Origin of the sequence: Verrucomicrobium spinosum DSM 4136 = JCM 18804 (assembly GCF_000172155.1) — a bacterium.
Taxonomy (GTDB): domain Bacteria; phylum Verrucomicrobiota; class Verrucomicrobiia; order Verrucomicrobiales; family Verrucomicrobiaceae; genus Verrucomicrobium; species Verrucomicrobium spinosum.
In genome coordinates this window covers 7,402,061-7,414,171 of record NZ_ABIZ01000001.1, presented here as the reverse complement: position 1 = coordinate 7,414,171, position 12,111 = coordinate 7,402,061, and the positions used below count along the sequence as shown (strand labels likewise).

Below are 12,111 nucleotides of genomic sequence, written 5' to 3'. Positions count from 1 at the left end.
GGTCCAAACATTCGTTGGCAACAGGGATGATCCAACATGGAAAAGAAGAAAGTACTTACAGTCTCAAATTTGGGGTGCCGCCATCACCATCCACATTATCGCGCCGGCAGGATGCTGCCGGTCCTGCTGCTGCTTTTGCTCGGCACCAGCCTTTTGGCGGGGAGTGAGGCGCAGGATCTGGAGACGGTGCGTGCGCGCTACCTGAACTGGGTGTTGGGCGGTAGCGAGGAAGCTTACGCCCATGCTTTTGGGGAGGCCCGCTTGAAGCAGGTTTTGGCGGAGTCGAAGCAGGCCATGGGCAAGCTGCGTCCTCTGTTGGCTTCCGTACCGGCTGGTGCCTTGTATGACACCACCAAGCGGGGTGGTGATGAGCAGGAGGTGCGGTTCCTGGTCACCTCAGCCCTTCCAGCGCTAAGCATTGCCTATCAATTGGAAGGAAGTCGGAAGACTCCCAACCCCTGGTATCGGAGCCAGGAGGTGCATGATGTGCTGATGCGGGTGTTCGACCGGTTGCATGAGCGTGGTTTCCGTCATCCCATGCATTTGCCGTGGAAGCCACAGCAGGTGGCGGTGCGGGACCCCAACCAGGCCATGGTGGTGGACTTCATCCTGCGCACCTCCGGTTATGCTCTGGCCACTTTCTTGATGCGCAAAGAGCTGGAAGAGTCTGACCGGCTCAAGCGTGCGATCGACACTTGCTGGGAGATTGAGAGCCATCCTGAAAAAACGGGTGATTTGCGGGCGGACTATCTCCAGGCAGACGGGGTGAGGGTGGTGATGAATGTCAGCCTGCCCGCAGCTTTGGCGGAGGGGAATGCCGCCAGGTTGAAGATGCTCAGAGAGCAACTGCGCCGGTCTATGTTACCGGAGTCCAATACGTTTGACACCCTGAAGCCGGATGGACTGGGGCATCATCACATGGGCGTTTATCCGGCGGGTTACGCTGCTTTCACCATGGCGCAGGCAGCATTTGCCGCCTGGTTGTTGCAGGACACAGGATTTGCCTGCCCCCCGGAGACGGTGAGTCACGTGGCACGCGGTCTGGACGTGCTGCGCGTCATTTCGCAGAAGTACGACATGCACAAGGCCCTGGGAGGGCGTTTTTCCTCTGCTTCAGTGATCCCTGACGTGCTCTTGGGCTATGGCTATCTGGCAGATTTGAAGCATCCGCGACAGAGCGAATTTCAGGGCATGCTGGCCAGACTGGCGGACGAGGCGTACATGGCATCCGGGTTGCCCCGGCGCACCTTTTCCGGGCACCGTGATGAGGTGACTCCCGGGCCCGGATGCATCGCACATTTTCTGGAAGTGAGGCAGCGTGCCATGGGGCTCGGGGCTGAGCCGGACCCCACCGGACACTGGGCCTTCAACTATGGGCCGCTCTCCGTACATCGGAGGGAGGACTGGATGGTGAGCATCAAGGGAGCAAGCCGGTACTGGTGGGCCTTTGAGCGCTCGCTTACAGACGCCCGGAAGGACCCGCGCCGGGAGAATGTCTTTGGCTTTCATGACGGGGCCGGGAGCCTCATGATCTTTGGCAAAGGCGAACCCTGGGTCAACGCTGTACAGAGTGGCTATGCCCCTGCAGGGTGGGACTGGTGCCGGGTGCCGAGTACGACAACGCGCCACCTCACCCCGGCAGAGATGCTGGCCATGGACAAGGAGGGGGGCTCGTTCAACCGCCCCTACAGTGATGCGACCTTCGTAGGAGGGTTGTCATTGGAGCAGCGGCAGGGCATGTTCGTCATGGATTACACTGAGGCGACGCCTGATCAACGTGATGCTCCGCTCAAGGCGCTGAAAACGGCGTTCTTCTTCGACAACCAGATCGTCATGCTGACCAGCGGCATCCGGAATGGTGACGGGAAACATCCGGTGACGACCACCCTTTACCAGACAGCCTTGAGCGGTGCGGAGACGCCGACGTTCGAACAGGGGAGGATGGTGACGGGATTTGCGGAAACAACGCAAGCTGTTGATGCCGCAGCCTCCCGGCTGGTGGATGCAGCCGGCAACGGCTACTACATCCCCGCCGGCAACAAGGTGGTGGTGTCCCGGTCCCTGCAGGCATCCATGAACCAGTCAGCCAGCCGGGAATCTCGCGGGCCTGTCGCAACGGCCTGGGTCGATCATGGAGCCTCTCCTGAAAACGCGAGTTGCGAGTATGTGGTGCTGGTGCGGTCCGGTCGGGACGGGTTGGAGGACTTTGCGGGCAAGGCGGAGCAGGAGTACCGGGTGCTGAGACAGGACGCAATGGCGCACGTGGTGCGCCAACTTCGGCTGGGAGTGACGGGCTACGCGGTGGCGAAGGCGGATGCGTTGCTGGGTGATGAGTTTTTGAGCCAGGCCAGCGCCCCCTGTCTGGTCATGACCAGGGACCTGGGCGCTGGACGGCTGCGCGTCTCCGCATGTCATCCGGATCTGGGATGGACCGAAGGTCGGCAGTACGCCAACAAATCCCGCAGGCCGGATGATACGCCCATGGCACCGGTGCCCACACCTTTGACTCTGGTGCTCAAGGGGGCGTGGCAAGTCGGGAAGAGCACTGAGGGCGTCAGCGCTTCTGTCGAAGGCCGCACCACGCGGGTCACATTGAGGTGCGCGGACGCACAAGGGCTGGAGTTTCAACTGGAGCCTCGGGAATGATGATCCTCAAAAGTGTAGCGTGGAAAAACCTCGCACGGAGGCGGCTGGCCGCGACCGCCATGGTGGCATGGATGGTGGGGCCACTCCTGGCGAAGGATGCGGACGAGCCTGTCGCACGGCCCAATGTGCTGTTCGTTGCTGTGGATGACCTCAATGACTGGATCGGGTGCATGAAGGGGCATCCGCAGGCTCATACGCCTAACATGGATCGTCTGGCGGCGAGGGGGGTGCTGTTCACCAATGCGCACTGCGCGGCTCCGGTGTGCCTCGCCTCCCGGACGGCCGTCCTTACGGGCTTGAAGCCGGAGCAGAGCGGTGTGTACAGCAACTGGGGCAAGACCAGGGGCGGCCCGCTCGTCAAAGAGCAGCAGTTACCAGTGCGTCTGGCGGCGTCTGGCTACGAAACTCTAGGCACCGGCAAGCTCTACCACAGCACCCAGTCGCAATGGTTCGATGACTATTTTGGCACGGAGCAGCGCTGGAGTCCCTTCACGGAGACGCAGTCGAAGTATGACGAAGAGGAGCTGCCGACCAAAGGCAGCGAGGCCCCCCGGCATGTGATCAAGGCCGGGCCAGGTGGGAGGGATTGGGTGCTGCCCTTGAACGGGCTACCCAGCGAAAGGAATGCCCAAGGGCGGGAGGGGGAGTCCTTTGACTGGGGGGCGGCACCCGTCGCAGATGAGGATATGGGTGATGTGCGCATCACGGACTGGGCGCTTCAGAAGCTCGCAGCCCGGCATCAGAAGCCCTTCTTTCTGGGGGTGGGGTATTATCGGCCGCACATTCCCCTCTTTGCCCCGGAGGTGGACTTCAAGCACCTGCCGCCGGTGCAGGACATCCAGGTTCCTCAGGTTCTTGGAAATGACCTTAATGATCTCGGTCCGGTGGGCCGCGAGACGGCGCTGGACCCCATCACCGCGGGCACCCATGATCTGGTGGTGCGGCACGGCCAGTGGAAGGAGGCGGTGCGGGCCTATCTGGCCTGCATCACGCATGTGGACCGTCAGGTGGGGCGGTTGATCGACAGGCTGGATGCCTCACCTCATGCAGACAACACCTGGATCATCCTTTGGAGCGATCACGGCTGGCACCTGGGAGAAAAGAAACACTGGGGCAAGTGGACGGCATGGCGTCAGGCCACGCGGGTGCCGCTGATCATCGTGCCGCCCCGGCAGCAGGGTGGCCCTGTGGGGAAAACCTGTGCCGAACCGGTGAGTCTTATCGATCTCTATCCAACGATCATGAAGATCTGCCACGCCCCGGTGCGGTCTGAGGTGAAAGGGATCTCCCTGCTGCCGCTGGTGAATGACCCAGACAGCCACACTGGCCGGGCGGTACTCACCACCGTTGATCCGGGCAACCATGCTCTCAGCACCCGCGGGTGGCGCTACATCCGCTATCGCACTGGTGAGGAAGAACTCTACGACACGATGCGGGATCCGCATGAGTGGCAAAACCTGGCCGGGGACGGTGCCAGCCAGGAGAAACTCTCCGAAATGCGGCAACGGCTCTCTGCGGAGCTGGGGAACCCAGCTGGTCCGGAGCCCTGAAAGGCGGCTGTTGTTTCCTTGTTTTTTGGTCGCCTCAGGCCTCCTGGCTGCCTCTTCAAATGGAAAGATCCGCCATGCCACCTCCGGTGCCAAACCACCGTGCGGGCGTCCCAACCCGGGGCATGCGCCAGTGTCTGATGAAAAGCATGCAACCAGAATCGCGTCCGAAACATTCGATGGATGGAAACCTGCCTTACAAGGTCTCCTCAATATTTCTCATGAGTACTTCACGACATCTGATATTCAGGGACCGGAGATGCAATCTCATCGCAAAACCATGGCTGCCCTGTCTTCTGGCCCTGGCCGCAACGACGGTGCTGCCGGCGCAGGAGGCGGTGAAGAGGGTGATCTTTCTGGCGGGTGCTCCCAGCCATGGTCCCGGAGCCCACGAGTACCGCGCTGGAGGCCTGCTGCTGGCAAGGGCGCTCAATGAACAAAGTGGCCTGCCGGTGAAGGCGGAGGTGGTTTCCGGCTGGCCGGAAGATGACTCCCTGCTGAAAGGAGCTGCGGCCGTGGTGGTGTATGACTCGGCCACAAAGGTCATTGGCAAACATTGGGAGGAGATGGACGCGCTGGCGAACTCCGGCACCGGGCTCATGTTTCTGCATTATGCCGTGCATCCCACTCCAGAGATGGGAGAGAAGTACTACCGGCCATGGACCGGGGGGGCGTTTGAGTCGGGTTTTTCCGTGAACCCATTCTGGGTGGCTGATCTGACGGCGATGCCGGATCACCCGGTGGCCCGTGGCATCTCCGCGCCCATCCGCGCGCGGGATGAGTTTTACTACAACATCCGCTTCCGCCCGGAAAAGGCCGGGGTATTGGACCTGGCCACGGCCACGCCCAGCCGGGAGAACATGGTGGCGGTGAACAACCTCTGGACACAGGCAGGGTATGACGGACTGGGCAAGAGCCAGACCCTGATGTGGGGCACCCAACGCGAAAATGGTGGTCGCGGGGTGGGCTTCACGGGCGGGCACTATCACCGCAACTGGGCGCTGGATGACTACCGCAAACTCGTGCTCAACGCGATCGTCTGGTGTGCTGGCATGGAGGTGCCGGAGGGTGGGGTGAAATCACTCCCCCTGACGGAGGACGATTTGAACGCCAATCTCGATAAAAAGGGCGAGAATGCCGGCCGCATTTCCCTGCCAAAACCGGGAGAGCTGGACGAGCTTCCCCGCGGCAGCGTGCCGACCGTGGCCGAGCACGCCGCCGCACGGAAGGCAGCGGTGGAAAAGAAGCAGAAGAAAGCACCAGCTGCCAAGCCTGAGCCGCAAGAGGCGCAGCCCGACGCACTGGGGATCCCCCAACCCGCTGCCCCCGTTCCCGCGAAACCCGCTGCTCCTGCCGAGGCTGCTTCTCCCCCGCTGCAACCGTCAGTATTGACCAAACCCGAACTGGTGCCTGTTTCCAAGATCAAGGTGCCAGACGACCTCGAAGTCACGGTGTGGGCGTCTTCACCGATGCTCTTCAACCCCACCAACATGGACACCGACAAGGAGGGGCGCATCTGGGTTGCGGAAGGTGTCAACTATCGCAAGAAAAAAAACCGCCGTCCGGAAGGTGACCGGATTGTGGTGCTGGAAGACTCCGACCAGGACGGACGGGCCGACAAGTCGCACGTCTTCGTGCAGGATCCGGAGCTGATCTCGCCGCTGGGAGTTTCGGTTTTTGGAAATAAGGTGGTCGTAGCCCAGCCGCCAAACCTGATTGTGTACACGGATGTGGACGGGGACCTGCACTTTGACCCGGCCGTGGACAAACGGGAGAACCTGCTGACGGGATTTATGGGGGCCAACCACGACCACAGCCTGCATGCAGTGGTGGCCGGGCCGGACGGACGGTGGCATATCAACCAGGGCAACACTGGCGCGGAGTTCACCACCAGGGACGGCGTGACCTACCGGGTGGGTGGGCCCTATGGCCCGGGTGCCGCAATCGCTGGTGCTAAGAGTGACGACGGCCGCATCTGGACGGGAGGCTTCGCCGCCACCATGGAGCCGGACGGGACGAAGCTGCGCATGATTGGGCATGGATTCCGCAACAGCTATGAGCACTGTGTAAACTCCCTGGGAGATGTCTATCAAAACGACAACGACGACCCGCCCGCATGCCGTACCACCTGGCTGATGGAGGGGAGCTTCATGGGCTTCTTCTCACGCAGCGGCAAACGCACGTGGGAGGCAGACCGGCGTCGGGGACAGTCCGTGGCAGTCGCAGAGTGGCGGCAGGAAGACCCGGGTACGCTGCCGCCGGGAGACATCTATGGACGGGGTGCGCCCACGGGCATTGCGTACTATGAGAACGGAGCCCTGCCCGCCAAATATCAAGGCATGCTGGTCAGCGCGGAGTCCCGTCTTCAAACGCTCTATGGTTACTACCCCAAGGCCGAAGGGGCGGGCAAGAAGATGGAGCGGTTCGATTTCCTGGTGGGGGAGGAAGGAACCTCCTTCCGTCCCAGTGATGTGATGGTGGGTGCGGATGGGGCGCTCTATGTGGCAGATTGGTTTGACCTCAAGGTGGGCGGCCATGGCACGCAGGATGACTCGCTTTCTGGTGCCATCTACCGCATTGCCCCCAAGGGCTTCCAGCCAAAGGTGGCCACGGAGAAGGAGGAATTGGCCTCGCTATCCCCGGCTGCGCAGGCCATCGCCCTCATCAAGAGCCCGGCGACAAATGTGCGGTTTGAGGGTCTAACGAAACTTCGTGAACTGGCCGCAGAGCAGTCCGCCACGGCTGAGCAGGCGATCGGCCAGCTGCTGGCGGATGAGAACGCCGTCATCCGGGCACGCGGGGCGTGGTTGCTCCCCTCTTTGGGCGAGGGTGGACTGGCTCGCGTGCGGGAGAAACTCGCAGGTGGAGAGCCGGATCAGCGTCTCCTGGCGTTGCGCATCCTGCGCAGCAGCGGGTATGACCTGGTTGCGCATCCGGACATCCTGCAACAGTTGGTGGTCGATCCCAGTCCGGCCGTGCGCCGTGAGGCAGCGGTAGCCTTGCGGGAACTGCCCGCACCTTTCAAGCAGCCTCTGGTGGCCAAGCTGCTGGAGACCTATGACGGGAAAGACCGCACCTACCTGGAAGCTTGTGGTCTGGCGGCTGAAGGCATTGAGGCACCTTTGTGGGCCCAGATCTTTGAGTCGCAGAAAGCGCCACAGGCGCTGGAATGGACGCCCTCGTTCGCCCGCATCACGTGGAGGTTGCAGGCACCGGAAGCCATCCCTGCCCTGATCCAGCGCGCAGAGAGCAAAACGCTGCCTTTTGAGGCCCGCAAACTGGCGGTGGACAGCATCGCCTTTACCCGCAGCAGGCCGGCCATTAAGGCCATGGTGAAACTGCGCTCTTCCGACCCTGGAATTGCCCAGATGGCAGATGCGTGGCTGCTGATCCGGGCCACAGATGAGTGGGAGGAGTTCGGTGGGCGCGAGGTGCTCAAGGAGCAGGGTATCTATGATCCGGACAAAGTGGTCATTCAGGAGGTGAAGGTGCCTGAGCCACCCAAGAACTCCGCTCTGCCCCCAGTGAGCGCTATCGCGCAGCTCAAAGGGGATGCCGCCAACGGCAAGGTACTCTCCTCCCGCTGCGTCATGTGCCACACCATTCAAGGGCAGGGAGTGGACTACGGACCCAATCTGGACGGCTGGGTGGCCAACCAGGGCCTGGAGGCCTTCCTGACTGCCGTGACGAATCCATCAGAGAGCATTGCGCTTGGATTTGAAGGGGAGCGCGTTCCGCTGGTTGACGGGCGGGAGGTGCAGGGCATCCTGATCAGTGCGGCGGACCCGCTGACAGTGCGGTCCATGGGCGGAATGACACAGATGATTCCGCGAACCCTCCTGAGCAAGCGCACGCTGCCGCTCAACCGGTCCCTCATGCTGTCCGCAGACCAGCTCGGCCTGACGGCGCAGGACCTTGCGGATCTGGCCGCCTATCTCAAGGAGTGCAAGTAAACGGAGGAGAAAAAGGATGTCATTGAAAAAAAATCTGCTGTTGATGGTGTTGGTTGGTTTCCTGCAACCTGGGGGTCTGCCTGCTGCCGAGAGGCGGCCGAACATTCTTTGGCTGGTGGGGGAGAACCTCAGTCATGATCTGGGCTGCTACGGGGCGGGGCAGGTGCATACGCCCAACCTGGACCGCCTGGCCGCGGAAGGGGTGCGGTACACCCGGGTATTTTCAACGAACCCGGCGTGTGCCCCCAGTCGCTCCGCATTTTTCACCGGGATGTACCAGACTACGACGGACACTCATCCAATGCGGTCACACCGCAATGATGCGTTTCGCCTCCCAACCGGGGTGCGACCGGTCACCCACTGGATGAAGGATGCCGGGTTCTTCACCGCCAACATCAAGACGCTTGGCAACGGCACCGTTGGCACGGGCAAGCTGGATCTGAACTTCGTAAATGAGGGCCCCATCTATGATGCCGGCACCCAGGACTGGAGCGAGCTCAAGTCCCGGCAGCCTTTCTTCGCCGTGGTAAATGCTGAGGAGTCGGAGTATGACATCTACGACCGCAAGAGTGCCGAGAAGCCGCGCGTGGAGTGGGTGGGCGAGCGGGAGCACGTGAAACATGCCACGCCGGAGAACGTGCAGCCGCCTCCCTACTATCCGGACCATCCGGTGGTGCGTGAAGAGTGGGCGCGCTACCTGAACTCTGTGTCCGGCATGGATGCACGCTTCGGCAAGGTGCTCGCGCAGTTGAAGGCAGACGGTCTGGAAGATGACACGATCATCCTCTTCTTTGGCGACAACGGACGGCTTGAGCCCCGAGGCATCCACTGGTGTTACGACAACGGCCTGCGGGTGCCGATGATCATCAGGTGGCCCAAGAACTTCCCCGCACCGGAGCAGATCAAGCCCGGCACGGTGGACGGGCGTCTGCTCAGCCTCATTGATGTGACCGCCACCACCCTGGCCCTGGCAGGCGTGGATCGCCCGCCTCTTATGCAGGGGCGTGTGTTCCTTGGGCCGGAGGCGCAGCACGCACGCAGCTATGTGTTCGCCGCGCGGGACAGAATCGATGAAACAAAACAACGCATCCGCTCTGTGCACGACGAGCGCTTCCACTACATCCGCACCCTGAGCACCGGCCCGACCTTTGCCTCGCTCAACCGGTACAAGGAAAAATGCTTCGCCATCATGCCTGTCATGAGGCAGATGCTTGCGGAGGGCACGCTGACCGGACCGGCTCTGGAGCTCATGCAGCGCACCGGCCCGTGCGAGGAGCTGTACGACACCAGTGAAGACGCGCATGAGATTCGCAATCTGGCTGCTTCCACAGAACCGTCACACCGTGAGGCGCTGATCCGCCTGAGGGCGGCGCTGGACACCTGGATGGTGGAGACTGGCGACCGCGGTGCCACACCGGAGGCGGATGGCGTGGTGGAGCCCTTTGCGCGGGAGATGGACCAGTGGTTTGGCACTCCCGCATGGTTCATGACACCTGCTCAAAACAAACCCGCACCCACCAATTGACCGCGCCATTCAAATGAAGCCATACCTTGCTGTCTCCGTTCTTTCTCTCATCGCTGCCGTCCTGCCCTTGCAAGCGGGACAGAACCCGTTTGCCGGTCGCTGGGCGCTCACCCTGGAGGACGGCCGCACCGGATGGCTGGGGGTGGAGGAAAAAGAGTCCGGGCTGACCGGAGCGCTCATGTGGGGCACGGGCAGCGTGTTGCCAGTGAGCAAGATCGAGCTCCAGGGAGATACCCTGCTCGTGGAGCGTCCAGTGGCCAGCCGCGGCGGAGAGTCTCCGACCTTGAAGGTGGTGGCCCGCCGGGATAGTGACGGACTGAAGCTGGAGAGTTCGATCCTCAAACTCAACGGCGAAACGGAGGCCGGGCCAAGGGCTGAGGGACGGGACAGCGGACCCCTGCCGCCGACGCCGGATCTGGCAAAGGTGAAGTACGGCACCCCTGAGCCTCTCCTTGACGACGACTTCCCTGACAAATGGACGCTGGTAGAGGGGAAGGAGGAGAGCGGATGGACCCTGAGGGGCGGCATCCTGTCCAATCGCGTGGTGAAGGAGAAGGGGCGGCGTTTCGGCAATGTCCGCACGCGGGCTGAGTATGAAGACTTCCGACTGACCACCGACGTGCGCACGCTGGAGGGCAGCAACAGCGGGATCTATCTGCGTGGCAGGTACGAGATCCAGATTGCGGAGACATTCGGGAAGCCGCTGGACTCACACAACATGGGGGCGCTCTACAGCCGCATCGTTCCCGCGGTCGCCGCCGAAAAGCCGGTGGGGGAATGGCAGAAGCTGGAGATCACGCTGGTGGACAAGCACGTCACAGTGGTCCTCAACGGCCAGACACTCATCAACAATCAACCCGTTCTGGGCTGCACTGGCGGGGCACTGCAGAGTGATGAGTCCCAGCCCGGGCCCATCATGCTGCAGGGAGACCACACCAACATCGACTACCGGAACATGGTGCTGCAGCCGGTGAAAAAAAGGGATTGAAATCAGGGGATGACTATGAAACAACCATCAATTCAAAGTCTGGACAGGCGTCATTTTGTCAAAGGGGTTGCGGCAGCTGCCGCCACGGCATTCGGCTTTCAGTTCATCCCGTCACGGGCATGGGGCAAGCTTCAGAAGCCCACGTTGGCGGCCATCGGCATCGGTGGCAAAGGGGCGGCGGACCTTCAGGGAGCGATGAACGCGGGATTTGAGATCGTGGGGCTCGTGGACGTGGTCGATTCCCGGAAGATCAACGATGACAAGGTGGAGCGCAGCTCCGGCAAGAGCCGGGAAATGCATCCTCAGGCACCATTCTTCACGGACTACCGTGAGATGCTCGCCTCCCTTGGGGACAGGGTGGATGCGGTGACCGTTTCCACACCAGACCACCACCACTTCCACGCCGCCTGCCTGGCGATGAAGTCCGGGAAGCACGTGTACTGTCAGAAGCCGCTGACTCATGGCCTTTGGGAGGCCCGCACGCTGGCACGTGTGGCGCGTGAGACCGGGGTCAAGACGCAGATGGGGAACCAGGCTCATGCGCTGGATCACATGCGGCGTTGCGTGGAACTCATTCAAGCCGGCGTCATTGGCGGCGTGCGTGAGGTGCATGGGTGGACGAACCGTCCCATCTGGCCGCAGGGCATCGCCACACCTCCAGAGCCGGAGCCCGTCCCGGCATGGATGAACTGGGAGCAATGGCTTGGTCCCGCTCCGGAAACGGGCTATAGCAGCAAGCTGGCCCCGTTTGGCTGGCGGGGTGCGTGGGACTACGGATGCGGCGCGCTGGGTGACATGGCCTGCCATATTCTCGACCTCGGCTGGTGGGCCACGATGCCGGGTGACCCCGTGTCAGTCCTGGCCGAGCAGCAGGGGGGGACGGACTGGTCCCCGCCGATCAGTTCCAAAATCACCTGGGAGTTCGCCCCTTCCAGGCACAGCTCAGCGGCCGGGTGCAAGTTCTTCTGGTACGACGGCTACTTGAATGCCAGCTTTGACCGGAATTCATGGTCGCTTGCCAAAAAGAATGAGGAGTACCATCACCCCGATGACGCCGTCATGAGTGGGGAGGGTTTCAGGAACTACGACACCGTCATTGTTGGCGACTATGGACGTCTCTATTTCTCCCGCGAGCGTGCCACCTGGACGCTGAAGGCGGTGCACAAGCTGGACGGGTTCAAATGGCCAGAACCCACCATTCCCCGGGCAGTCCGCCAGGATAACTACCAGGAATGGTACGACGCTATCACGGGAAAGGTGGAGCGCGGCCAGTCCGACTTCGCGGTCGCGGGGCCCTTCACAGAGATGATCCTGGTGGGCACACTGGCCCAGCGGATTCCCGGGCAGAAGCTGGAGTGGGATGCGGGTCAGTTGGAGGTGAAGGGGCGTCCCGAAACGAAGGGCTGGATCCAGCGCGCGTACCGCAAAGGCTGGGAAAGCCCGGTGTAACAA

General features: G+C 62.0%; 6 protein-coding genes. All 6 read left to right on the top strand.

Annotation, left to right across the window (positions count from 1 at the left end):
- Positions 1 to 111: 111 nt before the first annotated feature.
- The 6 genes from VSP_RS30090 to VSP_RS30065 all read left to right on the top strand — a co-directional run bounded on the left by VSP_RS30090 (position 112) and on the right by VSP_RS30065 (position 12,108).
- Positions 112 to 2,646, top strand: a complete 2,535-nt coding sequence (locus VSP_RS30090; RefSeq protein ID WP_009965411.1) for a polysaccharide lyase family 8 super-sandwich domain-containing protein — start codon at positions 112 to 114, stop codon at positions 2,644 to 2,646.
- Positions 2,643 to 4,196 (top strand): sulfatase, encoded by a 1,554-nt coding sequence (locus VSP_RS30085; protein WP_009965410.1) that lies wholly within the window; start codon positions 2,643 to 2,645, stop codon positions 4,194 to 4,196. The genes VSP_RS30090 and VSP_RS30085 overlap by 4 nt, the downstream gene beginning before the upstream one ends.
- Before the next feature lie 218 nt (positions 4,197 to 4,414).
- Positions 4,415 to 8,146, top strand: a complete 3,732-nt coding sequence (locus VSP_RS38085) for a PVC-type heme-binding CxxCH protein (protein ID WP_157211141.1) — start codon at positions 4,415 to 4,417, stop codon at positions 8,144 to 8,146.
- A 16-nt stretch (positions 8,147 to 8,162) separates the two neighbouring features.
- Positions 8,163 to 9,671 (top strand): sulfatase family protein, encoded by a 1,509-nt coding sequence (locus tag VSP_RS38080; protein ID WP_009965407.1) that lies wholly within the window; start codon positions 8,163 to 8,165, stop codon positions 9,669 to 9,671.
- Between the two features lie 13 nt (positions 9,672 to 9,684).
- Positions 9,685 to 10,659 (top strand): 3-keto-disaccharide hydrolase, encoded by a 975-nt coding sequence (locus VSP_RS30070; protein ID WP_009965405.1) that lies wholly within the window; start codon positions 9,685 to 9,687, stop codon positions 10,657 to 10,659.
- Between the two features lie 15 nt (positions 10,660 to 10,674).
- Entirely contained in the window at positions 10,675 to 12,108 is a 1,434-nt protein-coding gene (locus VSP_RS30065) for a Gfo/Idh/MocA family protein (RefSeq protein WP_009965404.1), read from the top strand.
- Positions 12,109 to 12,111 lie beyond the last annotated feature (3 nt).

What these genes read in the sequence shown, in the direction of transcription:
- VSP_RS30090 (WP_009965411.1), top strand. Translation starts at nt 112, where the DNA reads ATGCTGCCGGTCCTGCTGCTGCTTTTGCTCGGCACCAGCCTTTTGGCG.
- VSP_RS30085 (WP_009965410.1), top strand. Translation starts at nt 2,643, where the DNA reads ATGATGATCCTCAAAAGTGTAGCGTGGAAAAACCTCGCACGGAGGCGG.
- VSP_RS38085 (WP_157211141.1), top strand. Translation starts at nt 4,415, where the DNA reads ATGAGTACTTCACGACATCTGATATTCAGGGACCGGAGATGCAATCTC.
- VSP_RS38080 (WP_009965407.1), top strand. Translation starts at nt 8,163, where the DNA reads ATGTCATTGAAAAAAAATCTGCTGTTGATGGTGTTGGTTGGTTTCCTG.
- VSP_RS30070 (WP_009965405.1), top strand. Translation starts at nt 9,685, where the DNA reads ATGAAGCCATACCTTGCTGTCTCCGTTCTTTCTCTCATCGCTGCCGTC.
- VSP_RS30065 (WP_009965404.1), top strand. Translation starts at nt 10,675, where the DNA reads ATGAAACAACCATCAATTCAAAGTCTGGACAGGCGTCATTTTGTCAAA.